Origin of the sequence: Arsenicibacter rosenii (assembly GCF_001870735.1) — a bacterium.
GTDB lineage: Bacteria > Bacteroidota > Bacteroidia > Cytophagales > Spirosomataceae > Arsenicibacter > Arsenicibacter rosenii.
Genome location: NZ_MORL01000001.1, coordinates 344,147 through 370,833 on the forward strand (window position 1 = coordinate 344,147; position 26,687 = coordinate 370,833).

Consider the following 26,687-nt stretch of genomic DNA (forward strand, 5'->3'; position numbering starts at 1 on the left):
TTGCAGCTGCAAAAAACACATAGTTCAGCTGCATGAAAAAAAGTCTATCACTTCTCTTTCTGGTAATGGCATTGGTTTGGAGCGCAGGGCATCGGGCCGTTGCGCAGACAACCCAGGCATCAATTGCCGGGATCATTTCAGAAACAAACAAGGGACCACTGCCGGGTGCTACGGTATTGGTCCGGAATGAATCAACCGGTTTCTCGACCGGAACCGTTACCAACGTTAAAGGCGAATACCTCTTTAAAGAACTGCCGCTGGGCGGACCGTATACTATTAAGGTCACGTTTATCGGTTACGGAGAACAAAAGCGGACGGGGTACATGCTCAACCAGGGCGACGCTATCCGGATTAACCTGAGCATGCAGGAAGACAACCAAACCCTCGAAGTGGTGGATGTGGTCGCGTCGGGTCTGCGGAATAAAGTAGAAAACTTCGGGGCGGCTACCGCCATCTCGGCCCGTTCGATTGCGGCGCTGCCGGTAAACGGCCGGAACTTTACTTCCCTCACAGATCTGTCGCCGCTGAGCCGGGGCGGCAACCTGTCGGGGCAACTGGGTTCGTCGACTAACTATACCATCGACGGCATGAATGCCAAGAACCCGACCTCGGCCGGGGCGACTACCAGCCGGAGCGGGGCACCCTATTCGATCTCGATTGAAGCCGTCCGCGAATTTAAGGTTGTGACGAATCAGTATGACGTTACCTTTGGCCGGGCGGGCGGCGGAACGGTGAGCGCCGTAACCCGTGCCGGTACCAACAAACTGTCCGGAAGCGCCTTTAATTACCTGCGGGCCAACTGGTTGTCGAGTCCGTACGACATTCGCGGCAACCGCCGGGTAAATGATTTCTCCACCAGTCAGTTCGGGTTTTCGCTGGGAGGGCCGATTGTGCGGGATAAACTGCACTTCTTTGTGGTATGGGATCACCAGCAGGATTCGCGCCCGCTCATCATCGCCGATATTCAGTCGGCCGCCGACGAAAACCGCTTTAACGTCACGCGTACCACCCTCGACCGCTTCGTGTCGATTGCCCGGAATCTGTACGGGGTTGCCAATACACCCCAGTATGGCACGTTCGACAAAGTACGTGGGTCTGATGCTGCCTTTGCCCGTATCGACTGGCAGATCAACCCGAAAAACCTGCTGACGGTCCGCAACAACTTTACCAGCGACCGGAACAAACTGGGCCTGCAGGACAATACGTCGATCAACATCTACGAGTCGTACGGGAATGACTATAACGTCGATAACAGCCTGTTGGCAACCCTGCGCACGTCGCTGAACCCGAAAGTTACCAATGAACTGAAGCTGCAACACCTCTATACCTACCAGAAAAGCAGCCCGAACGATCAGTTACCGTCGGCCAATATCCCGCGCGCAATCGTAGAAAACGTGGTGTCGGTCATCGACGGGGCAAACCGTTCGACCAACATTCAGATGGGCGGCCACCGGTTTGCGCAGGAGGGTTTTACGAATAACGTGCTTCAACTGGTTGATAACCTGTATTACAACACCGATAAGGTACAGTACACGTTTGGTCTCGACTTCATGTATACCAATGCCAAATCGCTCTATGGCAGTGAGGTGAACGGCCGTTTCCACTATACCGTCGACGGTAGCCTGTCGGCCCTGGATAAGTTTGAGCGTCTGCAGCCATACCGGTATTACCGTGAAGTGCCATTGGTGGCTGATCCGACCGTGCGGGGCGAGATCATCAACGCCGGTGTGTACGGGCAGCTGCACACCCGCCTGGCACCCGGCATGGATTTCACCGGTGGCCTGCGGCTGGATGCGGCCCGCTACCCGTCGGCGCCGCTGAATGACGTCGTACTGAGCGAGTTGGGTTTACGGACAGATAACAAAATCAAGTCGTTTGTCGTCCAGCCACGGGTGCAGCTGACCTGGGATGTGAATAACCTCGGCCGCGACGTGGTGCGTTTTGGTGCCGGTGTGTTTGCGTCGGATATCAATAACTACATGGTCATCAATAACCTGACGTTCGACGGGAAACACCTGGCGACGGTCGATGTCCGGAGCCCGAACCTGCCGACACCGGATTTTCTGGCATACCGCAGCAACTACAACGCCATTCCGTCGCTGCCCGCCTTCCAGCTGCCGACCATCAACCTGAACGGACCGGATGCGAAAGTACCAATCATGTACAAGGCCAATCTGTCGTACTCGCGCTTCCTGACCGATAAACTGAAGGTAGGTATAGCCGGCTTCATGACCCTGGGTCGCCAGAACTACATGTATGTCGACCGCAACATGGTCACTGATCCGTATTTCCGGCTGGCCAACGAGGCTAATCGCGGGGTGTATGTACCGGCGGCTACCATGCCGGCCAACGGGGCAGGGGACTGGTTGCAGGGCCGTATCAGCCAGAAACTGGGCCGCGTACTGGAGCTGAACAGCCAGGGGAAAGTCAATCAGTTTGCGGTGGTACTCGACGGTACGTACCGGTATTTCCGTGACGGCGAAGTGACGCTGAGCTACACCTGGAGCGATACGAAGGACAATACATCGTATAACGGAAACGTAGCCAATACGGCTACCCTGTCACTGCCCGTTAAGGACGATCCGCGCGATCTGAGCAAAATGACGTATTCCGATAACCATTTCCGGAGCAAGGTGGTGTTCTACGGTACCTCGCCAACCATTTGGGGATTCAGCCTCGGAGTGCGCTATAGCGGTATTGGCGGCACACGGTATACTCTGTTGTCGGGTGCCAACAGCAACGCTGACTTCGTGTCGGGCACCAACGACCTTGCCTATATTTTTGACCGCAATGCCGAAAGTACACCGGCCAACATCAAAACCGGTCTGACTGCCATTCTGCAAAACCCGAATGCCAGCCAGAGCATCAAGGATTATATCGTGAAATACGCGGGTCAGATGGCGGAGCGGAACGGAGGCATCAACGGCTTTTACGGCGTGTGGGATGTTCGTATCAGCAAGCGGTTTAACCTGTTTAAAACGCATGCACTGGAAATCACTGCCGACGCGTTCAACTTTGCCAACCTGCTGAACCGGAATTGGGGCGTTAACAAATCGCTGGGTACGCAGGCGTTGTATGCCCTGGGTATTCCGGCAACGTCAACGTCGGCGGCCGTGCCAGGTTTCGACAAGACAAAACAGCAGTTTGTGTACCGTGTGAATACGGCCGGTATTGTGTCGCCATCGGGCAACCCGTACCAGTTGCAGCTCGGCGCACGGTATAGTTTCTAAGGCCGGTCTATGAAGGTAATGAAAGCGGCCCCGGGCATATGCCCGGGGCCGCTTTTGTTCAGGCGATCAGCTCTTTAGCCGGATGAGACGTATTTTGAGGCGTCAGAACGTGGTCATCAAGTATTTCGGACAGATAGCGGGTCGCCAGTCCGGTCGAATTATACTGGCTGAATTCGGCACGGATCTTTGATAAATGCTGCGCGTAGCTGTGATCATTGCCTATCTTATGCACCGCTTTTCTGATCTGTACCGGTGTGGGGGATTCGGTGTTGAGGTTAATCCCAAGGTGGCAGAAATCAATACGGGAAGCGATTTCAGCCTTTCCCTCATGAATGCCGGCGGCCACAACCGGTAGTTCGTGCTGTAAGGCCAGCATAACGCCGCCATAGCCGCTGTTTGTTACATACACGTTGGCATAGGGCATCACCGACTCGAAAGGAATAAAATCGTCGATGATGATGTTGGACTGCGGAAACCGCTTTCGAAGTACGTCGGTTCCTGAACCGCCGGTAGTGGCAATCACCAGCGTATCCGGATCATCTTTGAAGGCTTCCAGGGTAGGCACCAGAATTTTTTCAATGTCACGCTCGAATGTGCCCTGGGTCGTCAACACGACCCGTTTATACCGGAGAGCACGGTCAACGTGAGCAAACCCCTTGGATTCAGAGGATTTATAGGGGAACATCGGGCCGACATAGCGTACATGCGGGCTGATGTTTTTGCGCGGAAACTCAAACCCGGGAACTCCGCTTTGTAAATAGACATCACACTGTTTTACGGCGGTATCAAAAATAAAGCTGCTTATGGGCTGAAGACCGTGATCGCGGCGAATGCTGTTGTAGAGCTCATTACAGGGTTTAAACATTACGTTGTTCACGGCGAACTGAAGTATCCGGATCAACTGACGACCGAAAAAGCCGGATTGTGGCTTAACGCCCATGCCGGTCGGGGGCACATACGGATCGGTCTCCGTCAGCGGCAACACGCCGACACAGGCCGTCTTTATCGGAAGCAGTTCGCGGAGAAAGGCACCCCCCAAAAAACCAATGTCATGAACCAGCATGTCAAACGGCCATTGTTTGTAGATGGCCTTCACATCGGCCACCTGCTCCGGTACCCGCAGTAAGAACACCTGATTGATATCGAACCGGAGTTTGGCAATCGGGTTTTTAAGCCGTATGCGTTCCGGGCAAAACGTGTCGATATTTTCCTGATTGATGGCCTGTGTGTTAACGTACGGGTAATGGTGTAAACCCAGTTCCGTGACTTTACGGCCATATTTGCCGCCTACCAGCCAGCGTACATCGTGGCCTTGTTCGTGGAGGTGTACGGCAAGGCTGGTCAGCGGGCTGAAATGTCCGTCAAAAGGGACGGTTGCGAAAAGGATACGTCGTTTGTTCATGGTATTGTTGTTTATGTTGTCCGGTGTAAAATTGGCGTAGCACCGCCCAAAAACCAGCTGTCTGCCGGGTGAAACGGAAAACAGACCGGTTGAAACAACATTCCGGTTATGTGTCGCGGAAAAGCCCGACGATCAAGCCGGCAATTACGGCCTGCCCACCCATATCAGTTGCCGGGCTGATTAGTTTAGCTACCTGTTAGCGCATGTAAGTGCAATTTTGAAAAATTGGTGACTTTTAGGTAAGTTTAGTGGTGAAATAGCAACACAACTATTCGTAAACCTTTTCCTGAAACCCAATGAAAAAACGTACTTGCCTGTTCAGTTATCTGGCGGGTTTTATGCTGCTGTTTGCCCTATCGGCGCATGCCCAGCTTATTTTTGTGCCTCAATCCGGAGCCCCTGCAACAGAGTCTTGCTTAAACGGTTTCCCAATGACGCGGGTTGGTATTACACCGCCTCCTGAGGGGTCAACCACGATTAATTATATCGTCAGTCCGATCAGCGGAACAATCAGCTCAAGTGTTAATATGGTTATATACGTGGATGCAGATGCAACAGACGATTTATATGACGGAGCTTTTTACCTTCCAAACATAAGCGGTCCTGATTTCGGTACGGTTACGCTGACGATGCCTGAAGGGACAAGAGCTTTTTCCTTTAAAGGGTTTAACCTTTTTAATGCAAGCAACGTCACGATTGAGGTAACCTCAACGGATGGAACGTCTTCTGTCGGGCCGATGCCTGTTTCCGCACCGGGAAGTGGAGCGAGAGGGTATTATGGGTTCTATACCGCAGACCCCTCAACAACGATCAGGCAGGTAAGTATTACTGCGAAAGGTTTACTGGGTATAGGTCAGCTCCGGATTTATCAGGGTGAATATATCAGCCCGAGCCAGGCCGCTTTTGCCGGCCCGCTTCAGGCAAGCATCCCCACTGTATGTGCCGGTCAGCCGGTTTCGCTGAATGCGACAGGTACCGGTAACTCCTTTGTCATTACGGGGCCGGATAACTATGTGTTTTCAACCGTTTACCGCTCAATCGGCACCCATTCTTTCCGCGCAACCGGAATCACCCAACCCGGCCAATATACCCTGAAAAGTTCGCTGGGCTGTACGCAGTCAGTCAATACAATCACATTGACGAATTGCCCATAGCAGCGTATAAGCAGACAAAATGAGTGTTTATAAAGGAATCAATGGTATAAATTTAAGCCCTTTGTGTGTACAATGTGGTTGGTAACCGGAAAACTTACGAACTTTAGGGTGACGCAATTTGACGAATACTCAACTATTCACTACGTATGTTCAATCGGGTACTTCTGCTGGGAGCCCTCGCAGGAATGAGCCACGTTTCTGTGGCGCAACAAGCTTCATCAGTAACGGACAGTTATCAGTTTACAAAGGGATTATTTGCCCTGACCGGCAGCCGCTACGGGCGCGAAGCCATTTACACAGATCCGCTGGCCTATCAGCTTTACACAAAAACGCTTAAACAGCCGCAGGACGGCACCGTTTTCGGTACCGATGAGCAGGGGCGCGAGATCAGATGGATGCCCGTGACGGCCGACTCGACCAAACGGCTGCGGCCGCAGCTGACTATGCGCGGCAACGGCGGCGCGCCGGCTGGCCCGGGCGTGGTGGCCGGTAGCCTGCGCGGTGGTCTGGGGGCGGCAGGGGGCTATACCTACCTGACGTATGCATCGCCCAAAGATCAGGTGGCCATCCTGAACATCAAAGGCAACAGTAACGTCTATGTCAACGGCGAGCTGCACATGGGCGATGCCTATAACATGGGTTATATGCACATCCCCGTAGCCCTGAAAAAAGGCCTGAACGAGCTGTATGCACGTGGTGTCATGATTACAGCGAGTCTTCAGTTTACGGCTAAAAAAGCATTGGTGATGACCGACGACCCGACCGTTCCGACGATCCGGGTCGGGGAGACCACACCGGCGCTCAATGCCGCCGTACTGGTGCTCAACACCACCGCCAAACCGCTGACCAATCTGGAACTGGTTGCCGTTATCGGCGGGAAACCGGTTAAAACCACGCTGGCAACAATTCCGGCGATGTCGGGCCGGAAAGTAGCCTTTGGGTTTGATCCGACCGGAGTGACGACCACCGGCAAACATGCCTGTACCCTGACGCTGATGCAGCAGGGGAAGCCGGTCGACCAGAATACGCTGACGATTGAAGCCGTGGCACCGGAAGCCTCGTACAGCCGGACCTTTATCAGTCAGATCGACGGGAGTTTGCAGTATTATGCCGTAACGCCACAGTCGGGGAAGGCAACGGGATCACCGGCGCTGTTTCTGTCCGTACACGGGGCCGGGGTTGAGGCCATCGGGCAGGCGAGGGCCTACAAGCCTAAAGACTGGGGAAATCTGGTAGCGGCGACCAACCGCCGGCCGCGCGGTTTTAACTGGGAAGACTGGGGGCGCCTCGATGCGCTGGAGGTTCTGACGATTGCCAAAGATCAGTTTAAACCGGATCCGCAACACATCTATCTGACCGGCCACTCCATGGGTGGCCACGGGACATGGTTTCTGGGAGCTACTTATCCCGATAAGTGGGCGGCCATTGCGCCGTGTGCAGGGTATCCGACGCTGAAAGAATATGGTTCGGCCGATGGCGTGATTCCAGCCAACAGCCAGGACCCCGTGGAACAGATGCTGCTGCGGGCCGGTAACCAGAGCGATGTACTGAAGCTGACGAACAACTATAAACCGCTGGGTGTCTACGTCTTCCATGGCGATGCCGACCGGACTGTGCCGGTAACCTATGCCCGCCAGATGCGGAAACTGCTGGGCGAAACACAGCCCGACCTGACGTATTACGAGTACCCGGGGGGCAGCCACTGGTTCGGCGACCACAGCGTTGACTGGAAACCCATCTTCGATTTCTTTAAATGGCACCAGATTAACCCGGATTCGACCATCCAGACGGTTGATTTTACGACCGCCAGTCCGGGCATTTCGGCAACCTACCGCTGGGCTACCATCGTGCAGCAGGAACAGCCGCTCAACTACAGCCGCCTGCAACTGACCCGCGACAAAAAATCAGTATCGGGCACGACAGCCAACGTGGCCGTGCTGCGGCTGGCCCTGGACGGGTTCGGGGGCAATGCACCGGTTAATGTAATTCTTGACGGCCAGGCAGCGATTGCCTATGCGACCAAAAGTGCGCATGATACACTGACGCTCCGGAAATCGGACGGAAAGTGGACTGTCGGGCCGTTGCCGTCGCTGGCGCAGAAAGGCCCGCACCGGTACGGCACGTTCAAAGATGCGTTTAACTACCGGATGGTATATGTATACGGCACCAAAGGAACCAAAGAAGAAAACGACTGGAACTACCAGAAAGCCCGTTTTGACGCCGAAACATGGTATTACCGTGGTAACGGGGCGGTCGACCTGATTCCGGATACGGAATACAATCTGACGGCTTATAAAGACCGTGGAGTGGTTCTGTTCGGTAATGCAACTAACAACGCTGCCTGGAAAGTGCTGCTCGCCGACTGTCCGATTCAGGTTGAACGGCAGCAGGTGCGGGCCGGTAACCAGCAGTGGTCGGGCGATGACCTGGCGGCCTGCTTTGTCTGGCCGATCCGTGGTTCTGCCAACGCATCGGTAGCGGTAATTGGCGGAACCGGACTGAAAGGGATGCAGGCGGCTAATGCCAACCAGTACTTTGCCGGAGCCAGCGGTTTCCCTGACTTTATGATCTTTGGCCTGGATATGGTGAAAAACGGCAGCAAAGGCGTCCGGATGGCCGGCTTCTTTGACAATGACTGGAAACTTTCGCCGGAAAATTACGTAATAAACAGCTCGCTGAGTGAAGGGAAATAATAAATCAGGCTGTAAATAAACGTTTACCACATAGACACATAAGACACAAAAGGTTTTGATAACTATGTTTTCTAGTGTGGCTATGTGGTAAAAAAGCCTATTCGTCCAGCACAATGGCCAGAAAACCATCCCGCACCGCAAGGCGGGATATTTTTTTGGCCGGTAAGTCAGCCGGAAGCGGTACCCGGGTCCAGACCTTTGTTTTCGGTGTAAAGGCCCACAATTGTGTCCCTCGGCTTTCGAGAAGCATACCGTCGGGTGTCCAGGCATTGTAATGCTCAGAGTCGGGGTCACTGTCGGTAAGGTCAGTGAGTTTTTTGGTTTTCGGGTCAAATTCGCGCACTATCCAGCGGTTGCCGGTCTGCTGTACAAAGCTGAATGTGTTGCGGCCCGGAATTTTGTGCAGCGAGCGGCCGATCTGCGGCGCAATGACGGCGTCTGTTCCCGCTTTCAGGTCGAAATAATGCAGTGCGTTTGGCTCCCCCAGCACGAAGGCAACGGCTTCGTTGTCGTTGATCCAGGCCTGATAGCCGATCTTGCCGGTTTTTTGGGAGGCAAAAATCAGCCGTGTGGTGTTGGGGTCCGCAAGCGAATAGGCCACCAGATCCTGGTCGCCCGAGGCTTTCCGCTGCACAATACAAGACAGGTCGCGCTGATTGGGCAGCACCGTTGGCGAGTACTCCGAATCAGGGGTTTTAGTCAGCTGCGTGCGGGTGCCGGTGCTGAGGTCATACACCATGATATCGGTCTGGTTGTCCGGCATCATCGATGTGTAATACAACAGCGGTTTTGACGGATGAAAAAACGGCTGATTGTCGTAACCGGTTTTGTTTGAGATGTTTGCCGGATCAGAAAGTGCCGGAATGCCGTTTGCTGACGTGACGCGCATCAGGTAAACGTCGGTGCCGTTTTGAGCACAGGCCAGGGCAGGCAGCAAGCCAAGGAGAACGAGTAGTGATTTCATCTCCATAAATATGCTAATAAAACTGATTAGCTTGCTAACATGATACAAGAAGTAGCTTCCGGAATGTGCGATCTTTGCAAACGAAATGGAACACGAATTTTACTGTAGAGAATAAATCCTCAAGTTTGTTTCATCATAGGTTAAGGAGATTGTAAGGTCTTTGGCATTGCCGGAGACCTTATTTTTTTAGATCAACAGCGAATCAACGCGGTGGGCGTGCACCATTTCTTCGCACGGAGACCAGGCAAAGATCGTAAACCGGCCATCCTGCGAAGCGACCAGGGCAATCGAATCCCGCTGATCATAGACGAACTGGGCCGCCGACAAATGCCGCGTGCCACCGGTCTGAGTCGGGTGCACCACCATGGGGACGTTGTCAACGATAGGTTCAGTCACAATAATCTGGCTGACACGCTCGCTGTTGAACGAACGCCCGGTTTTAGCCCCGAAGCCGATCAGTTCATACTGATCATTGATGATGGTGGCTCCGTCAACGGCCGTTAACCCCGCAATCCGGTCGACGGCCAGGTTCAGCGCTCCCATCCACCAGCTTTGCTTGCGCTCGCCGGCATCAGAACGCATCAGCTCCGACAGGCCCGAAAACGAGGGCTGTACCGGGTAACCGATATGCAGAATCGAATCCCGCCAGATGTCCTGTTGCGAAGGGACAACCAGTAAACTGCCGCCACGACCGTGGGCCCGCATTGCTACTGCCAGCTGCACCAGCACATTCATCGAATTATTCCAGGTCGACGGGGCCGTAAACCCCAGCATTGAGGTCAGAATAGCGGGGCAGTCGGGCAGGCCGGCTGTGCGCTCATCGACCACTTTGATCTGATCTCCTTTCAGGATCGCCACGTTGACAAACTTACCGAAGCCTTCGGTACGGCGGTGTTTGATCACCAGCAAGCCGGGTTCAACTACCTCCAGAATAAAGCAATTGCCCGGAACTTCGGACGTGGCCCCCCAGATGCAGAGCTCATCGCCTTCGGCGTAGAGGCCAAGGTGTATTCCGGGATGCTCGACCGCAGGGGCCAGTTTGGTAAGGATCGCCGGTGTCAGAGCCAGCTTATGTTCAAACAAAAGTGGATTTTTTGACTGCTCGGCGGGCAGGTAAGCAAGCGAAATTTTGGGCGAGTTGCCTTCTTCACGGCGCAGACTTGCCCAGAACGCTACATCAATCATTGCCTCAATGACCTGTGGCGGCGGAACCGGCGCCAGTTCACTGGACTCGACTTTACGTGCTGCTTTTCCGAAATGCCGGGCAAAATGCGCTTCAACCGCCCGTGCAACTGCCTGAGCGGCCTTATACGTTGTGGTTGGGGTAGTTTGTGAAATCATACGACGGTACTTACATTAAAAAATACCCCTAAAACCGCCGGATGGTTCCTTAGAAAAGGAAATAAATGACACCGATGCAGTAATTGAAAACGGTTAGGTGTGATGTTAAGGCCGCAATCGCTTTATACAGCATATTGGCGACGGATTGCCGGTTAATGGCCATTAAATCAGCGTTTTGCCCGCTATTAAGGCCCTGATAATACTTCAGAAAAACAGCCCCTGCTGTCGTTTCGGGAGGTGGTAAATGACCCGCTGAGGCCGTTTCCGGCTCGCTGATTCATGCTCTGACAACACAATTTCTTTTTCAACGGTATACCCGCCCGAAAGTTCAGTCACGCCATTTTCTTCAACAGGCGCATGCAGTGGTTTGTGGCGCCGGAATTCCTGAAAGAGCTGATTTCGCCGTGCTTTCAGGAAATAAATGGAGACATATACTGCATGGCGATTGAACGACGCTGCTCCCGGATATTGATGAACAGATCCTGAATGCTGTCCTTGATGAATTCGGGATTCGGCCAGCCGGCAAAAAGCAGATTGATCCCCATCCTGTGCTTTGGCCCAAAGCTCCGGCAGGTGCTGATTATCTGCAATAATTTGTTGCCGCCGATCCAGGATACTTGCCGTTTAGTAGTGATAAGACAAATAAAACACCTGAATCATAAAACAGTTTATTGCAAATAAACGATTGTTTTAAGGTGTAAAGGCAAAAATAAAATTTGGCAAAACGTAGAGACGCAATATTTTGCGTCTCGTCATCCGTCAGGCAGATTAGTAGGCAAGCCATGAAACGGGCATAAAACGTAGAGACGCAATATTTTGCGTCTCGTCATCCGTCAGGCAGATTAGTAGGCAAGCCATGAAACGGGCATAAAACGAGACGCAAAATATTGCGTCTCTACGAAGGGAACATGATAGATTGGTAGGAACGAATGGACTACTGTCGCCCGGGCACATCTGCCCGGAATACTTCCAGATTCCCCTGATCCTGAAGGGTCACGTAAACCAGGCGGTTATCCTTGCCGCCGAAGGTTACATTGGTTGGCTTTTTGCCGGTCAGGATAATTTCCTGCAGGACCTTGCCCTGTGGTGAAACCTTAACAACCGTGCCTTTGTCGTACCGGGCGATATACAGGTTACCGGCTTTGTCGCACCGCATGCCGTCCATACCGAAATCGGGGAATCGGATCAGCAAGCGTTTGTTGCTGACCATCCCTGACGGCGAAAGATCATACGCCCACACATTCCGCTGAACCGATTCGTTGACATACAGCGTTTTATTGTCCGGGCTAACCTCAATGCCGTTCGTGGTTCCCATGTTGGCCTCCAGCCGTGACACCTTCCCGTCGGGATCGATGCGCCAGATGTTGCCCGTATTCTCTTTCCAGTTCGGGTCACTGGCGTAGAGACGACCTTTGTCGTCAATGGCCACGTCGTTGGGCTGATTCATCCGGCTTTCGTGCGCAAAAACAGTTACTGTTTTAGTCCCCTTGCTGATGCGGAGAATATTATGCTTCGGGTAATCGGCAATGAACATATCACCGGCTTTATTGAAGCGGATACCATTGCCGACACTGCCGGCCGGTAATTCAACAAACAAACTGGCCTGACCACCCGGCGTAATCTGACCGATGGTGCCTTCCTTCGCAAAATTGACGGCATAAATGGTTCCCGCCTTATCGACTGCGGGGCCTTCGACGCCGTTCGTGAAGCCATTGGCCGGCGTAAATACCCGCGCTTTGAAAAGTTCAGGGTCAGGCACCGAGGCTGTCAGTAAAAAGCCGGTTGCTACAGCGGCAGTGCATACGGTTGTTATACGTGAAAAAAAGAGCATGTAGGTGAATGAGTAATTCGGTCTGTTGGCAAAGGTAATGGATCGTAAATTACCAGCGCGGCCGGCAATGGGTTTATGGTTGGGCATGGTCTGGGCCGGAGCAGTCCGGAAAGCCGGCAGACCGAGGGCAAGGCAGGTAAGGGAAGAAGAAATGGAACACATAGGTTTACGCAGATTTATTGAGAGAACGGTTTGGCTGACATTTACCGGCAGAATCGGCGGGTTAACCGCAAATACGGCTTCTGTTGCAACAAGGCAATGTATCTGACCGTAAAAGGCAATACAATCAGAAAGCTATTTCTTGCTGAATCTAACCTCAATCGCTCATCATAAAGCCGTCAGTCATTATGGAACGTAAAGAATTTTTAAAACGTGGTTTCGGGAGCCTGTTAGGCTTTGCCGCAATCGCTCCGTTGGCACAAGCCTGTAAAACCGACACAGACGTTACGCCGTCATCGACCGGCACCAGTACCTCAACCGGTTCGACGAACGGCAGCTCCACCGGCAATTGCTCCGTAACGCCTTCTGAAACTGAGGGACCTTTCCCAACTAAAACGCCCGGTAATCTGGTCCGCAAAGATATCCGCGACGACCGTACGGGGGTAGCCTTTACCATCAACATTACCATTAAGAATGCCAACAGCAGCTGCGCCGCTCTGTCGGGCGCCCTGGTCGACATCTGGCATTGCGACAAAGACGGTTACTACTCCGAATACGGCGGTACCAGTATGCAATCGGTCAACTATACGTCGGTCGACTTCCTGCGCGGCCGTCAGACTACCGACAGCAATGGCCTGGTGAGCTTCACCTCCATTTTTCCGGGATGGTATGCCAGCCGGGCACCGCATATTCACGTGCATATCTACAACGCATCCGGTAAGTCATTGCTCGTTACGCAGATTACGTTTCCTTACGATATTTCCAATCTGGTTTACACCACCGGCCAGTCATATGGCTATACCAAAGGCTCACAGGACACCAAAAACGAAACGGATAATGTATTCAGTGATGGCTTCACGAATGAATTGGCGACCGTTTCGGGCAGCCTGTCGGCAGGTTTCACGCTGACACACACGATTGTGGTAAGTGCCTAGAAACCGGTAACTTCCGGCCGGCGGCAGACGAGCCTGTCGCCGGCCGTTTTCAAATTGCTCCCTTTATTCTGTTGTTATGGCAAAAGGACTCATCCGGTTAAGCTACCGTAAACTAATTGACGCGTCGTCAGTAAAAACGTGGGACCAGTATGTGTTTGAGGACACCTGGAAGGAGTTTTACATGCAGTCGCAGTTCTACAACCAGGCCGGTAGCTGTCAGACATTTCAGGAACTACTCGATCAGGTACCGGGGGCCGACCGCCTGCATTACCTGACCAGCACGGCGGCAGCCGGATATATCCGTCAGCTGAACCAGGTTATTCCCGATATTGCCAATGTATCGGGTAAATTGTGCCTGCCGTTTAGCCAGTTCAGGTTCGAGATCGTTCATTCGCACGTCAGCCGGAAAGAAGCGCATAAAGTGGCCATTTCTTTTTACAGCGACCCGCTGACCTGGATAGATACCATCGGTAATAACCTGCTGATTGCCTACGGTGACCAGCGCGAAGCCCTCTCCGCCGGTCAGGAACTCGAAACCGATATGATTGCGCTCCAGCCATACCTCAGCGTTTCGTTTTTCACAAAACCGTGATCTCTGATTTTTTTGTCATCCCGACAAAGAGCAGGGCTGCCGGTTCCGGGAGCCGGTTTATGCAAAAGCCATGCATTCCGGAAAGCCGCATCGTCTGGTGTGCCGAACCGCAAAAGAACAGGGATGAGGAGGAAAGCAGTCGGCCGCGAAGGCTTTTTGTACCATCTGACTGTAACGGTAGATTAGTGCCTTTTTATACCACTGATTCCGGTAGCGCAGCCAAAGAAATATGAATCAAAACGGACATCTAACGGATAGCGTTGAAAGATTTCCTGCACAGCTGATGCATCGCCAAACTTCTCGGTGTAGGTCCAGAGCATCCTATAGTCATCCGGATTGCCGAGGAATAATTTGCCAAGTATCGGGATAGTGTGTTTCAGATACAATCTGTAAAAAAACAATAATAGTTTGTTGCGGGGCTTTGATACCTCAATAAACGTGAATCGCCCTCCCGGTTTTAAGATTCTGCAGACCTCACCGGCCAGTTTGCTGAGTTGTTCTTTATTAAAGGTTTTCAGTCCATAGGCGCAGGTGATGACATCGTATTGATTCGCTGACAGGTTGTTTTGCAGTACGTCCTGATGCAGTATCCTGAATGTAATGCCGGGCCTGTTCCCATATTTTTGCTGACTTATCTGGCACATGCGCGCTGAAAAATCTAAGGCGGTAAACCGGGCATTTGGGAACTGGTTTGTCAGCATTGTCCAGTTTTCACCCAGACCCGATAATAAGTCAATGACTTGTATGTCAGCTGAACTATCCCCCAGCGCACGTATGAATTGCTTCCGCCACCGGATTGAAAAACCAAACGAAGTGATGTAATTCATTCGTTCGTATGAGCCGGCCATGCTATCGAAAAGCCGTTTTACATAGTCTGATGCATAAATATCTTCCATGTTGTTTTTCTTTGGGTGTGGATTTTGCCTGCCGGGAACAGGGCCGTCCGGCGACCGTTCCCGGAAAGTTTCTGTCAGTTTAACGGATACTAAATGAATAACTGCCTGCCTGTAAGGTATACCTGGCCGTATTGCCTGAAGTCGTTTGTAGCGGTTTCACGACCTGGCCGTTTTCCCACAGTTGTTGTCCGGGGGACAGATGCAGGGTCAGGGTGGCTCCGGAATTGGCCGGAACAACAACAGAATAGGTAATGCCGTCACTCCCCCGCGACCAGGCCGATTTAATCAGGCCGTTGGGGCCTTCGTGGGCCGCCTCAAACTGGTTGAGCCCCTTTACAAAATGGGGTTCCAGCAAGATGTTCCGGAAACCGGGCTGCTCCGGATCGGGCTTGATGCCACCCGGAGCTTTGTACAGCCACGCCCCGATCTCGCCGAACATGATGTGGTTCATCGAAATATCACTTTTAGCATCAATCGGCCAGTTCTCGTACAGGGTTGTTGCGCCGTTTTTGATCCACCAGCCCCACGACGGATAGGTTTCCTGCGAGGCTACCTGATAGGCAATATCGGCATAGCCGTTCTCGCTCAGTGCGTTCAGGATGGATTTGGTTCCCAGCAACCCAACGTCCAGATGCGTATTGTCAGCCTGAACCCGTTTGGCCAGATTGGCGGCCACTTTTGACTTCTGATCGTCGGGCACAATACCCCAATGCAACGGAACACTCAGCTCGGTCTGCACCCCTTGCCCATACAACCCGGTCTCCGGATGGTAGTACTTCGCATTGACCGCGTTTTTGATCTTGTTGGCCAGAGCAGTATAGGCCACAAAATCAGCCTGTTTGCCAAGAATTTTAGCCGCTTTGGCAACGATGGAGGCATCCGTAAAATAATACACCGACGATGTAAACTCAACCGGCGTTTTAGATTTTACCGGCACCCAGTCGCCCAGACCCCAGGTCGTCAGACCGTTCGGGCTGATGGCCGTGATCCGGTCGACATACCGTTTCATGGCCTCGTAGTTGTCGGCCAGAATCTTGCTGTCGCCGTAGAACAGGTAGACATTCCACGGAATGAGGGTGATGGTGCTGGTCCAGTCGGGGCCGTTGCCCCATTCATAGCCCCAGCCACCGGTCGGGATAATCGACGGCAGTACGCCGTTGGGCTGCTGTTCGTCGCGGTGGTCGGCCAGCCATTTTTCGTAGATCGTAATGCCATCGAAGCCATAAAGTCCGGTTTCGACGGCAATGTGGGCATCACCGGTCCAGCCGTTTTTCTCCCGCTGCGGGCAGTCGGTCGGGTAGCCGAAGAGGTTCGAGAGGTACGAATTATTGGTCGCCCACCACAGTTTGTTGATCGTCTCGCTGGAAGAAGAAACCAGACCCGCCGGTGGCACATCGCTGTGCATAAAATAACCGGTCAGGTTTTTCTCGCTCAGTGTGAGCGGTTTATTGCTGGTGACCTCAACATACTGGAAGCCTTTGTAATTAAAATGCGGCATAAACTGCTCGTCTCCTTTGCCGTTCAGGATGAAAATGTCGGTCTGAAACGGATCCGACTTGTCGGTCGGGCGGTAGTGTACGTCAATGTTCGACATGTCCACCAGACCGGTCGGATAAACGCGTTCGCCATGTTTGAGCCGGATCACGGTGCCGGCCGGGCCGCTCACCCTGAACTGACTCACGCCGGAAATAGTGCGCCCGAGGTCAAAGACCACGGTTGTGTCGTTAATCCGGCGCATCTGCCGGGCGGGGATGGCTTCGACATTACGGACCGGATGCATGGCCTGGGCCACCACATTCGTCGACGGAGCCGCCCGCAGCAGCACGTTTTTCCAGGTCGCGTCATCAAAGGAGGCGGTATTCCAGCCGGGTTGTTCGAGGCGGGCGTCGTAGTGTTCGGCCGTATAAATGGAGTTGAAAATGACAGGGCTCAGGGCTGTTTTCCAGTCTTTGCCGGAGGCAATGGTTTCAGTGGTGCCATCGTCGTAGGTAATCCGCAGGTCGAGGCAGAAGGTTGGCCGCGCCCGCCACGGTGCCTGGTGAAAATACCAGACTGCCGTTGATTGGTGGTTATACCACCCGTTGCCCAGAAGCACGCCAATGGCATTTTTGCCCGTCTGAAGCTGTTTGGTTACGTCGTAGGTTACGTAAAGCGTACGCCGGTCGAAGCGGGTATACATGGGATCGAGCCGGTGGTTACCCGTTTTTTCGCCGTTGATATACAGCTCGTATAGCCCCCCTGCCGCTATATACGCCCGTGCTGACCTGATTTTTTTGGTAACTGTAAATCCCTTCCGGAAGTAAGGCGCGGGTTTCAGATCGACGTTGTTGACATCACTGATCCAGGCCCCGAGCCAGTTTTTCTGCTGCATCATGCCGGTTTCAAAGCGGGCAATGGCCGAAGATGCCGGTTTCCCGTCTTTGTCCCAAACCGTTAAGCGCCAGAAGTAGGTAGTAAAGGGTTTCAGCGAACTGCCCTGATACGTAACCAGCCCCTGATTGGTCGCTGTTTTAGCCGTTTGCCAGCTATCAGCTTTTCCCCCCGCCAGCGCCGCCGAATCGGTACCGACGGCCAGCTGCCAGGCAGTTTGCCGCGCCCCACGGCGGCTGTCGTCCAGTCGCCACGAAAACCGGGGTGCCGGCGTGTCGAGACCCAGCGGATTAACAAGGTGTTCACACTGTAAACCCGTTGGCACACAGGCCGGTTTCTGAGCCATTACCGCGCCCAGCTGAAGCGTCAGGAATATCGTTAATAAAGGTTTCATATCGGGTTTCATAACTGTAGGGGCAACCCCACGTGGTTGCCCAAATGGAGTTGCCCCATAAATCATATTAGTTCACCAGTACACCGACTTCCGCAGCCGAAGCCTGCGAATCCGCATCATTGGCAGGAGCGAGGGCCACCAGCTTAACAAAACGGGCCCCGTACGTTTTCGGAAAACGGATTTCCTGTTTGACCGGGTTGTTTTTAATGTTGGCAAACGCACTGTTTTCCTGCACCGGCTGCCAGTTCTGACCGTCCTGACTCACGTAAAAACTGTAGCGGTAGATGGTGCCGCTGTGGTTATTATCCTGACGGGGCGTATAGGTGAAGCCGGTGAGATTCAACGCTTCGCCGAGGTCGATGACCAGTTCATGCGGGTATTTTTTACCGGCATCCGGGCGGTTACTGACCCATACCGAATTCGGATTAGAGTCGATGGCGCGGTTATCCTTGCTGTTTACGACCGACCATTTGGCCGGAGCCAGGTCAAACGAAGCCCGAACCGTTTCCGTCGATTTTGACCCGTTCAGAATGAAGGCCTTCGCCTTAACCGTTCCCCCCTGGACCAGCTCAAACGGTTTCGCATATACCGGCGACGACACCGCAGGTTCTGATCCGTCGGTAGTATACCGGATAATCGGGTCGGCCAGTTCGGTGGTGATGCTGACAAGGCCCTGTTTGCTCCGGTTGATAGCCGGGGTAGAGAGTAGTTCCGGGGCTTTGTAAACGCTGCACTCCGAGATAACCGGACACGCCAGCGCATCCAGAATGGTTACGCGGATTTTAGCCGTTTTCCGGGTCGGGAAGGCCAGAATGCGCTTGTAGCCGATTGTCGTCTGCTGATCAATCGTTTCATAGGCCGATCCGTTCCAGGCTTCCAGTTTAAACGATTTCACCCGCTGTCCCAACGGAATGTACTCCTGTAACACCACACGGTTTACGTCAGTAGGTTTACCCAGATCGACGATGAATGACCCTTGGCGGGTGTTGTCGTTGGTGGTCCAGTAACTGTCGAAATTGCCGTCGGTCAGGTTGGTGGCCGCGTAGGCTTTGTCGTTGCCACGTACTTCCGATCCGGTAACGGCCTTCCGCAGGGCCAGGTTTGTTTTGAACGACTCGTCGATGGTCCGGCGGAACTCCATCAGGCGGGTTGAGTCATTCGGGTGAATAAGCCCTTTGCGGGATACCGGCACGTTCAGGAGCAGGTTGCCGTTGCGGCCCACCGACGCGTAATAAATTTTAAGCAGGTGGTTCAGCGACTTCACACGGTCATCGGTATCGGGGCTATAAAACCAGCCGGGCCGGATGGATACATCGACTTCGGCCGGAATCCAGCGTTCTCCGTTTTCGTTACCGGTGTTGAGGACATTCGTTGGCGGAGCCTCGCTGCCCATACCGAAGCCTTTGACGTTCAGCGTCGACCAGTTGGTTTCGCCGGCAATTCCTTCTTCATTTCCCATCCACCGGCAACCAGGGCCTATGTCGCTGAAAATAATCGCTTTGGGCTGGTTCTTGAACACCACACTATGGAAAAGCGGCCAGTCATAGACTTGCTTCTTCCCGTTCGGGCCTTCGCCGTTGGCCCCGTCGAACCACTGTTCATACACATCGCCGTAGTTGCCCAGTACCTCGTTCAGGGTGTTGGCAAAAATCTGGTTGTACTCGTCCGTGCCGTATTTCGGGTGGTTGCGGTCCCAGGGAGACAGGTAGACCCCGAATTTCAGTCCGTATTCCTTACAGGCGTTTGACAGTTCGCGCAGGACGTCGCCCTTGCCATCTTTCCAGGCACTTTCGCGGACGGTATGCGTACTGAATTTACTTGGCCACAGGCAAAACCCATCGTGGTGTTTGGCCGTAATGATGATGGCTTTCATGCCGGCCGCTTTGGCCGTACGGGCCCATTGGCGGGCATCGAGCTGGGTCGGGTTAAAGACCTTCGGATCTTCGTCGCCGTGGCCCCACTCTTTGTTGGTAAACGTATTAGGCCCGAAATGGATAAACATGTAGTACTCCATTTTCTGCCAGGCAATCTGCTGAGGAGTCGGCACGGCTCCGTAGGGTGCCGGTGGGGGTGTTTTTTGCGCCAGTAACGGGCTGGCACTAAGACCCAACAGGGTCATTAACGTGAGTTTGTTCATCTACTGATGAGAAATTATGCGTCGAATAGTTGAGAATTGACCTGCAAATTACACGTTTGAACAGATTTTGACAGGATTACAGGATGGACATGATTAAGTTTTAGCGCTGATTCTGGTAAAACGGGTAGTAAAAGAAAAAAAGAGTGCCGGTACTATGTTAAGTCCTGTTAATCCTGTCAGAAAAAATCAGTTCAGGGCGAAGGCAATGTACTGGTCTCCGGATTTGGTATTAAGCTTGCCGCCGCCACAGGCGATCACGATGTATTGTTTGCCATTGACGGTGTACGTGCTCGGCGAGGCATAGCCGGCTGCGGGCAGTTTCGCCTGCCACACCAATTTGCCGGTCCGTTTATCAAATGCCCTGAACATTTCGTCTTTTGTGGCAGCGATGAACACCAGCCCCCCGGCGGTGACGAGCGGACCGCCATAGTTATCCGTTCCGGTGGGAGCGATGCCCTGGCGGGTAAGTTCCGGATATTCGCCCAGCGGAATTTGCCAGCGATGTTCACCTGTGTTCAGGTCAATGGCGGTTAAGGTGCCCCACGGCGGATTGCTGACGGGATAGCCTTTGCTGTCGTACCAGCGGTTGTAGCCGGTATGCTGATAGGGAATTTCTGTTGATTTGGCAACCGCTCCCTGAACGGTAGCCGGATTGCCCGTATTCATCAAAAAAGCCAGAATCGCCTTTCGTTCGGCTTCGGGAATGTGAGAAAAGGAAGGCATCATGCCACGTCCTTTCAGCATAATCTGGTTTACCGCGTCGGGGGTATACCGTTTTTCCAGACCAAGCAACGACGGGTAAGAGCCATCATGGTTCCCCCGCCGGTCGGTGCCGTGGCAGGCCGAGCAGTTGCGGGTATAGAGCTGTGCGCCCGTGATGGAAGCCGTGGCGGCAGGGGCTTCACGGCGGACCAGGGACGTAAAGCATGGATTTTGCTTGGCCGGAATGTAGATCGTTCCTTCCGGATCGGTCGCCGAACCGCCCCATTGCGCTCCGCCATCGGTACCGGGAAAGAAAAGTGTCATGGCTTCAGTTAACGGCATATACGGACTACCGGTGCGTGCCTTACGCAGGGTGGCGATGATCTCGTCGCGGTTCGACGCCCACGCGTTAACGTCCTGTTCGGTAAACGTCTGTTTGGTAAACGGAGCCGGTTTTAGCGGAACGGGCTGAGTCGGAGCCGGTTGTTCGCCTGCGATGTGCGATTGCGGAAAGGCCTTTTCAATAATCGGGAAGAGGGGTTTGCCCGTTACGCGGTCAAAAACGAACACGTGCCCTTGTTTGGTTGTCTGCGCCACGGCATCGATGCGTTTGCCGTGGTGGGTAACGGTCAAAAGGTTTGGCGGTGAGGGTGGGTCACGGTCCCAGATGTCGTGGTGGACAAACTGAAAGTGCCAGAGCAGTTTGCCGGTATTGGCATCGAGGGCGAGCAGGCAGTTGGCATACAGATTGTCGCCCTTGCGGTTACCGCCGTAAAAGTCGAAGGCTGCCGAACCGGTTGGGGCATACACAATACCCCGCTCGCGGTCAATGGCCATACCGGCCCAGGCGTTGGCGCCCCCCAGACGTTCGCGGGGTTTGGCCGGGGCCCAGGTTGCGTAGGCGCGCGAACCTGGCTCCGGAATGGTTTTAAAGGTCCATAGCAGCGTGCCGGTTCGGGTATCAAACGACCGGATATCGCCCAAAAGAGCGGTTTCGCCCTCTGAAAGCCGCGCACCGACGATGAGGTTGTTCCGGTATACGGTAGCCGGCGTATTCATCCGGGCATAATCATCGCCGCCGGGCCGTTTGATGCCCGCTGTGAGATCGATGCGTCCGGCGTCCCCGAAGGTCCGGACCAGTTGACCGGTGTTGGCGTCGAGTGCATACAGCCACTTCCCTGCACCGAAAAAAATGCGGACATCCTGCCCGTCGCGCCAGTAGGTAACCCCGCGGCTGGTGGTTCCGCCGTTATCTGTCAGGTCGGTTTTCCAGCGAAGTTTACCGGTCCGGGCGTCAAGCGCAAAGGCCTGCGTAGCCGGCGAAACACCATAGAGTATACCGTCGATGATAATCGGATTGCACTGAATCTGGCTCCGGTTATGTACTGTATCGGCATCGGATGACCGGAATGACCAGGCCGGTTGTAGCTGCTGTACGTTTTCTGTCGTAATCTGGTTAAGCGGAGCGTAGTGGCTGCGGGTGCCGTCACCGTTGTATTCCGTCCAGTTGATGTCAGGGGGGGCGGTGCTTGCCCATACAATCGGGAGGAGCAGACAAAGGGAGAGGATGACACGTTTCATACGCCTGAACAGAGCCGGTTTAGTGGTATTGCGTTGCTACGTACAGGAGTGAAAACGAGGCCTTTTCTACTGTCAGCAAAAAGAAAAAACGTCCTGCTGACACGGGCAGGACGTTCGGGATTTAGTCAACCGTTTCGCCGGTGAATGTAACGCGGGCCAGTTCCTTGTCGAGCCGGAGGGTGTCATCGGCCGGGATGAGGTTAAACAGATCGAGACACCGGCGGGCGATGAACTCTTCTTCCATCTGCTCTTTCACATACCACCGCAGAAACTCCTCGGTGATGTAATCATTTTCGCGGCGGCAGGTAGCGATGATCCGGTTTATGGCGTTTGTTACCGAAATTTCCTGTTCAAGAGCCGCTTCGAAAACAGACCGCAGCGTATCAAATTCGATCTGAACGGCACCGATAGCCGGTGTCACGGCAACTACCCCCTGATCGCAGAGGTAATGGAAAATTTTGAGCCCATGCTGGCGTTCTTCATCCGACTGCTTGTAGAAAAAGCCGGCCGAAAACTCGAAACCGTTACGGTCACACCAGCTGGCCATAGCCAGGTATTTTGATGATGATTCGAACTCCATCAGAATCTGCTGATTCAGAATCTGCTCAATATCTTCCTTAATCGACGTACGAAGTCTGACAATGTCTTTCATGAGAAACGAATGGATAGTTGATAATCAGAAAAAGTAAAGTAATTGGTATATAACAACGGACAGAAGCAGCAACCGGCACCGAAACGTTAAGCAATGACCTCCTCCGGAAACGAACAGCCGCAGTCACTGAGCATGCGGTTGAGATCAAGCATGAAGCCGGCGCCGTTGAGCAGATCGCGTAAATGAACGACTTCACAGAGTGTCAGCACAAAGCACCGGTCGGTATGGGGAGGAGAAAGAATCGCTACGTCATGCGCATCATCGGTCCTGAGGGCCATTTGCCGCATATCGATGGCATTGACCATACGCCGGAATTGCCGGAAATCCAGTACAGAAAAACTCGTCTGCGTATGACTGAACTCCACAATGAACCGGTTTGTCAAAGTACATTGGAAGACAGATCCTTTGGTAGTCTGATAAACAACCTGCCAGTTAATTTGCATGGTATACGACGTTTCGGCTAATGGCCACGCAAAAATAAAACCAATATTTTTATTTAGAAAAAATCTAAATAAAAATATTTGCGGATAAAACAAAAATCCCGGCTTTCAAGCTGAAGCCGGGATTATCTGAGTACTTGCGGTACTCAACTTAACTATTTCATTAAGGCAAATATAACCTTTTACCATATATCGATAAGAAAAAAAGTTAAATAAATAAACAAAACGGTTGCACGAACGTTACCGGATTAAGTGCGCAAATACGTGCTTTCGATAATAACCATACGACATAGGCTGTAAAGAAAACGGAAGACATAAAACTTTTTCGTAGTTTGTATCAGCAATTACGGACGTAACAAGCCACCGAACAGGATGCCTTATAATCTTGCAGAATTGATTAATCAAGGAGAAGGAACCCGGTTAGAGTTTAAGAGTACGGTGTCGTCGGCACCCCGTATTGCCAAGACGCTTGTGGCGTTTGCGAATACATCCGGCGGACTCCTGATTGTTGGTGTAGATGACGACGGCGGGGTGTCGGGCATTGAATCGGAATACCATGAAATGCAGAAAATAGAGAAAGCGACCGATTTTTTTACTGAACCCCCCCTGTCAATCAGCTACGAAGTAATCACTTTTGAAGGTAAGGAGGTACTGCTTGTCAACGTACCCGAAAGCGAAGAGAAACCGGTAAAAGCCATTGACGAGCGTGGTCACAAAATTCTGTATGTCCGGTCGAAGGATAAATCCATTCCTACCAATAAGCTGATTTTGTCTGAAAATGCGGTCGATACCAAGCTGCTGCAAACGCCGAATGTGCGGATGTTGTTACAGTATTTCCGGAAAAATGACACCATAACCGCCGCCAAAATGGCTCAGTTAATTAACGTTTCTGATCAGCGGGCCGAAAAAATGCTTCGGGAGTACACGGAAAAAGGTCTGCTGCTGATGATTGACCGGCCCCGCCCGCCCCGTTATTCACTGAAAGTTTCGGACTAACCGGCTTTGATTCGGTTGAACCCGCTAATTTTGCGGCTCAAATTACGGCTACTCCTGCAACGGGCAGCCTTATGACGTATGGCAGAAATGAACGATAACGGGCTTCCCGACAGAACAACCATAACCCATTTTTTTACCGGTTTACAGGACCGCATTTGTCAGGCGCTGGAAGACGCAGATGGCATTGGCCGGTTTCAGGAGGATACCTGGGAGCGTACGGAAGGCGGCGGTGGCCGGACACGGATTATCCAGAACGGAGCCGTCATTGAGAAAGGAGGGGTCCTGTTCTCGGCGGTTCACGGGCCGGCCAATGAGGCCACCCTCCGGCAGCTCAACCAGACAGAACCGGCTGAGTTCTATGCCACCGGGGTGTCGATTGTGCTGCACCCTACCAATCCGATGGTGCCGATCATCCACATGAATGTCCGGTATTTCGAGCTGAGCAACGGTATTTTCTGGTTCGGCGGAGGCATTGACCTGACACCGCATTACGTGGTTGAGGAAGATGCCCGCTGGTTTCATGCGCACCTGAAAGGCGTTTGCGACCGTCACGATGCGGCCTGGTATCCGAAGTTTAAAGCCTGGGCCGACGACTATTTTTACATCCGGCACCGGCAGGAAACGCGCGGGATAGGGGGCATATTCTTTGATTACCTCAAGCCGTCAGAAACGGTGACGAAGCAGGACCTGTTTTCGTTTGTGCAGGATGTCGGAAACGCCTTTGCACCGGCCTATACGCATTTCATGCACAAAAACCGGGATCTTCCGTTTTCAGAGGCCGAAAAGCAGTGGCAATACCTGCGGCGCGGTCGCTACGTCGAATTTAATCTCGTCTGGGATCGCGGCACGAAATTCGGGCTGGAGTCGAACGGCCGGACCGAATCGATTCTGATGAGTCTGCCACCACAGGCTAACTGGGCCTATGACCACCAGCCCGGGACCGGTACGAAGGAACAGCATACGCTGTCGTTACTCAAAAAAGGAATTGACTGGGTGTAACCTAACCGGCAGGCGTATAAAAACGCAAAATGGGATGAACGTTCATCCCATTTTGCGTTTTTATGCCAGACTACTAAGGTTCCAGGCGTGTTCAGGGTGGTAGAAGAGATGACCTTGCTGAATGGTCAGCGGACTGTCAAAATTGTTGTGATACAGTTGTCCGGTGCCTAATCCTTGCGGCATGACCGGTTTAAACTGGGCCGTATACTGTGCAATGGCATTCAGGCCGATATTTGATTCCAGAGCCGATGTAATCCACCAGCCGATGTTCAGGCGGTTGGCCAGTTCAATCCACTCATCGGAGTGGCGCATACCACCCAGCAGGGAGGGCTTCAGAATAATAAACTGAGGCTGTATTTTTTTCAGCAGCTTGAATTTATCGACGTATTCCATGTGGCCGATCAGCTCTTCGTCAAGCGCAATCGGAATCGGCGTATGCCGGCATAGTTCGGCCATGAGATCGGTCTGACCCTGCCGGATGGGCTGTTCGATGGAATGAATGGCGTATTGTGCGAGCCGTTCGAGCCGGTTCATGGCCTGATCGGGTGCAAAAGCGCCGTTGGCATCAACGCGCAGGGTAATCTGGCCGGACGTGTATCGTTCGCGGATGGAAGCCAGTATGTCGCATTCCTGTTCAAAATCAATCGCACCGATTTTGAGTTTCAGGGTTGTATAACCGGCGGCCAGTTTTTCGTCGATCTGCTGACGCATCGTGTCAGGAGAACCCATCCATATCAGCCCGTTGATCGGGACACTGCGGTGCCCCTTCACAAAGTCTCCGTCACGAATGACGCGCTGTCCTCCCGTTAAAAAATCATGCATCGCCGTTTCAAAGCCAAACAATACGCTTGGCAGCTCCTGGCCGATGACCTGATTCAGAATGATTGGGATGTTCCAGGTAAAAAGCTGTAAATCCAGTTGATTGAAGTATTGGCAGACCTCCGCAAGACGTTCTTCGAAATCGGGCCGGTCATCATAACTAAGCCCTTTGAGGGGGCCACACTCGCCAAAGCCGACAACAGATGGGTCGTCGGTGTCGTAAATCCGGATAATATAGGATGTCTTCTCCGTCAGGATGCCCCGCGACGTACCGGCTTCAAATCGAAACCTGAGCGTGTATGTAAGGTAGTCGGATGTAAGGGCCATGAGACAATAAACAAATTCCGGTGAGGAAATTGCGGGCGGCAAAACTAACTTTGACTGCTAATAAAAACAACTT

Annotated in this window: 19 protein-coding genes; 7 read left to right on the forward strand and 12 right to left on the reverse strand. The window is 53.0% G+C overall.

The features are described 5' to 3' along the window. Nucleotides 1-32 precede the first annotated feature (32 nt). Entirely contained in the window at nucleotides 33-3,230 is a 3,198-nt protein-coding gene (locus BLX24_RS01230; RefSeq protein ID WP_071501257.1) for a TonB-dependent receptor, read from the forward strand. A gap of 58 nt (nucleotides 3,231-3,288) precedes the next feature. Here BLX24_RS01230 and BLX24_RS01235 read toward each other — a convergent pair whose 3' ends face one another. Continuing rightward, on the reverse strand, nucleotides 3,289-4,632 hold the full coding sequence (locus BLX24_RS01235; RefSeq protein ID WP_071501258.1) for a glycosyltransferase: 1,344 nt from the start codon (nucleotides 4,630-4,632) through the stop codon (nucleotides 3,289-3,291). 296 nt (nucleotides 4,633-4,928) lie between these two features. Between BLX24_RS01235 and BLX24_RS01240 the strand changes: the two genes are divergently transcribed. Together BLX24_RS01240 and BLX24_RS01245 are read left to right on the forward strand one after the other, a co-directional pair. After that, nucleotides 4,929-5,786, forward strand: coding sequence for a hypothetical protein (locus tag BLX24_RS01240; protein WP_071501259.1), 858 nt, complete (start codon nucleotides 4,929-4,931; stop codon nucleotides 5,784-5,786). 146 nt (nucleotides 5,787-5,932) lie between these two features. After that, nucleotides 5,933-8,479: a carboxylesterase family protein gene (locus BLX24_RS01245; protein WP_083421743.1), complete on the forward strand. Its 2,547-nt coding sequence runs from the start codon at nucleotides 5,933-5,935 to the stop codon at nucleotides 8,477-8,479. A gap of 97 nt (nucleotides 8,480-8,576) precedes the next feature. On the opposite strand, the gene BLX24_RS01250 is transcribed toward BLX24_RS01245, so the two are convergent. The 4 genes from BLX24_RS01250 to BLX24_RS01260 form a co-directional block, all read right to left on the reverse strand. Further along, nucleotides 8,577-9,443 carry a hypothetical protein gene (locus BLX24_RS01250; RefSeq protein ID WP_143092537.1) on the reverse strand — a complete coding sequence of 289 codons (867 nt, stop codon included), beginning with the start codon at nucleotides 9,441-9,443 and terminating at the stop codon, nucleotides 8,577-8,579. Between the two features lie 186 nt (nucleotides 9,444-9,629). After that, nucleotides 9,630-10,784 carry a putative sensor domain DACNV-containing protein gene (locus BLX24_RS01255; protein ID WP_071501261.1) on the reverse strand — a complete coding sequence of 385 codons (1,155 nt, stop codon included), beginning with the start codon at nucleotides 10,782-10,784 and terminating at the stop codon, nucleotides 9,630-9,632. Nucleotides 10,785-10,988: 204 nt separating this feature from the next. After that, on the reverse strand, nucleotides 10,989-11,120 hold the full coding sequence (locus BLX24_RS33810; RefSeq protein ID WP_262482974.1) for a hypothetical protein: 132 nt from the start codon (nucleotides 11,118-11,120) through the stop codon (nucleotides 10,989-10,991). A gap of 598 nt (nucleotides 11,121-11,718) precedes the next feature. Next, nucleotides 11,719-12,777: an SMP-30/gluconolactonase/LRE family protein gene (locus BLX24_RS01260; protein ID WP_229201666.1), complete on the reverse strand. Its 1,059-nt coding sequence runs from the start codon at nucleotides 12,775-12,777 to the stop codon at nucleotides 11,719-11,721. A 185-nt stretch (nucleotides 12,778-12,962) separates the two neighbouring features. On the opposite strand from BLX24_RS01260, the gene BLX24_RS01265 reads away from it, so the two are divergent. After that, nucleotides 12,963-13,709: a dioxygenase family protein gene (locus BLX24_RS01265; protein WP_071501262.1), complete on the forward strand. Its 747-nt coding sequence runs from the start codon at nucleotides 12,963-12,965 to the stop codon at nucleotides 13,707-13,709. Between the two features lie 76 nt (nucleotides 13,710-13,785). After that, nucleotides 13,786-14,301, forward strand: a complete 516-nt coding sequence (locus tag BLX24_RS01270) for a hypothetical protein (RefSeq protein WP_071501263.1) — start codon at nucleotides 13,786-13,788, stop codon at nucleotides 14,299-14,301. A 182-nt stretch (nucleotides 14,302-14,483) separates the two neighbouring features. On the opposite strand, the gene BLX24_RS01275 is transcribed toward BLX24_RS01270, so the two are convergent. The 6 genes from BLX24_RS01275 to BLX24_RS01300 all read right to left on the reverse strand — a co-directional run bounded on the left by BLX24_RS01275 (nucleotide 14,484) and on the right by BLX24_RS01300 (nucleotide 23,416). After that, the gene (locus BLX24_RS01275) at nucleotides 14,484-15,197 is read right to left on the reverse strand and encodes a class I SAM-dependent methyltransferase (protein WP_071501264.1); all 714 of its coding nucleotides are present in this window, start codon (nucleotides 15,195-15,197) and stop codon (nucleotides 14,484-14,486) included. Between the two features lie 79 nt (nucleotides 15,198-15,276). Next, nucleotides 15,277-17,961, reverse strand: coding sequence for an alpha-L-rhamnosidase (locus BLX24_RS01280; protein ID WP_083421780.1), 2,685 nt, complete (start codon nucleotides 17,959-17,961; stop codon nucleotides 15,277-15,279). A 67-nt stretch (nucleotides 17,962-18,028) separates the two neighbouring features. Beyond that, nucleotides 18,029-20,098 carry an alpha-L-fucosidase gene (locus tag BLX24_RS01285; protein ID WP_071501266.1) on the reverse strand — a complete coding sequence of 690 codons (2,070 nt, stop codon included), beginning with the start codon at nucleotides 20,096-20,098 and terminating at the stop codon, nucleotides 18,029-18,031. 186 nt (nucleotides 20,099-20,284) lie between these two features. Then, the gene (locus tag BLX24_RS01290) at nucleotides 20,285-22,381 is read right to left on the reverse strand and encodes an outer membrane protein assembly factor BamB family protein (RefSeq protein WP_071501267.1); all 2,097 of its coding nucleotides are present in this window, start codon (nucleotides 22,379-22,381) and stop codon (nucleotides 20,285-20,287) included. 121 nt (nucleotides 22,382-22,502) lie between these two features. Next, entirely contained in the window at nucleotides 22,503-23,033 is a 531-nt protein-coding gene (locus tag BLX24_RS01295; RefSeq protein ID WP_071501268.1) for a ferritin, read from the reverse strand. 86 nt (nucleotides 23,034-23,119) lie between these two features. Next, nucleotides 23,120-23,416 (reverse strand): hypothetical protein, encoded by a 297-nt coding sequence (locus tag BLX24_RS01300; RefSeq protein ID WP_229201667.1) that lies wholly within the window; start codon nucleotides 23,414-23,416, stop codon nucleotides 23,120-23,122. 429 nt (nucleotides 23,417-23,845) lie between these two features. Here BLX24_RS01300 and BLX24_RS01305 point away from each other — a divergent pair, with 429 nt between their 5' ends. Continuing rightward, nucleotides 23,846-24,469 carry an AlbA family DNA-binding domain-containing protein gene (locus BLX24_RS01305; protein WP_071501269.1) on the forward strand — a complete coding sequence of 208 codons (624 nt, stop codon included), beginning with the start codon at nucleotides 23,846-23,848 and terminating at the stop codon, nucleotides 24,467-24,469. An 87-nt stretch (nucleotides 24,470-24,556) separates the two neighbouring features. Then, nucleotides 24,557-25,468: an oxygen-dependent coproporphyrinogen oxidase gene (gene hemF, locus BLX24_RS01310; RefSeq protein ID WP_071501768.1), complete on the forward strand. Its 912-nt coding sequence runs from the start codon at nucleotides 24,557-24,559 to the stop codon at nucleotides 25,466-25,468. Between the two features lie 60 nt (nucleotides 25,469-25,528). Here hemF and BLX24_RS01315 read toward each other — a convergent pair whose 3' ends face one another. Next, complete coding sequence (locus BLX24_RS01315; protein WP_071501270.1) at nucleotides 25,529-26,614, reverse strand: o-succinylbenzoate synthase; 1,086 nt, start codon at nucleotides 26,612-26,614, stop codon at nucleotides 25,529-25,531. Nucleotides 26,615-26,687 lie beyond the last annotated feature (73 nt).

Bases quoted from the DNA above. Each gene is read 5' to 3' on its own strand.
- BLX24_RS01230 (WP_071501257.1), top strand. From the start codon at position 33: ATGAAAAAAAGTCTATCACTTCTCTTTCTGGTAATGGCATTGGTTTGG.
- BLX24_RS01235 (WP_071501258.1), bottom strand. From the start codon at position 4,632: ATGAACAAACGACGTATCCTTTTCGCAACCGTCCCTTTTGACGGACAT.
- BLX24_RS01240 (WP_071501259.1), top strand. From the start codon at position 4,929: ATGAAAAAACGTACTTGCCTGTTCAGTTATCTGGCGGGTTTTATGCTG.
- BLX24_RS01245 (WP_083421743.1), top strand. From the start codon at position 5,933: ATGTTCAATCGGGTACTTCTGCTGGGAGCCCTCGCAGGAATGAGCCAC.
- BLX24_RS01250 (WP_143092537.1), bottom strand. From the start codon at position 9,443: ATGAAATCACTACTCGTTCTCCTTGGCTTGCTGCCTGCCCTGGCCTGT.
- BLX24_RS01255 (WP_071501261.1), bottom strand. From the start codon at position 10,784: ATGATTTCACAAACTACCCCAACCACAACGTATAAGGCCGCTCAGGCA.
- BLX24_RS01260 (WP_229201666.1), bottom strand. From the start codon at position 12,777: ATGTGTTCCATTTCTTCTTCCCTTACCTGCCTTGCCCTCGGTCTGCCG.
- BLX24_RS01265 (WP_071501262.1), top strand. From the start codon at position 12,963: ATGGAACGTAAAGAATTTTTAAAACGTGGTTTCGGGAGCCTGTTAGGC.
- BLX24_RS01270 (WP_071501263.1), top strand. From the start codon at position 13,786: ATGGCAAAAGGACTCATCCGGTTAAGCTACCGTAAACTAATTGACGCG.
- BLX24_RS01275 (WP_071501264.1), bottom strand. From the start codon at position 15,197: ATGGAAGATATTTATGCATCAGACTATGTAAAACGGCTTTTCGATAGC.
- BLX24_RS01280 (WP_083421780.1), bottom strand. From the start codon at position 17,961: ATGAAACCTTTATTAACGATATTCCTGACGCTTCAGCTGGGCGCGGTA.
- BLX24_RS01285 (WP_071501266.1), bottom strand. From the start codon at position 20,098: ATGAACAAACTCACGTTAATGACCCTGTTGGGTCTTAGTGCCAGCCCG.
- BLX24_RS01290 (WP_071501267.1), bottom strand. From the start codon at position 22,381: ATGAAACGTGTCATCCTCTCCCTTTGTCTGCTCCTCCCGATTGTATGG.
- BLX24_RS01295 (WP_071501268.1), bottom strand. From the start codon at position 23,033: ATGAAAGACATTGTCAGACTTCGTACGTCGATTAAGGAAGATATTGAG.
- BLX24_RS01305 (WP_071501269.1), top strand. From the start codon at position 23,846: ATGCCTTATAATCTTGCAGAATTGATTAATCAAGGAGAAGGAACCCGG.
- hemF (WP_071501768.1), top strand. From the start codon at position 24,557: ATGAACGATAACGGGCTTCCCGACAGAACAACCATAACCCATTTTTTT.
- BLX24_RS01315 (WP_071501270.1), bottom strand. From the start codon at position 26,614: ATGGCCCTTACATCCGACTACCTTACATACACGCTCAGGTTTCGATTT.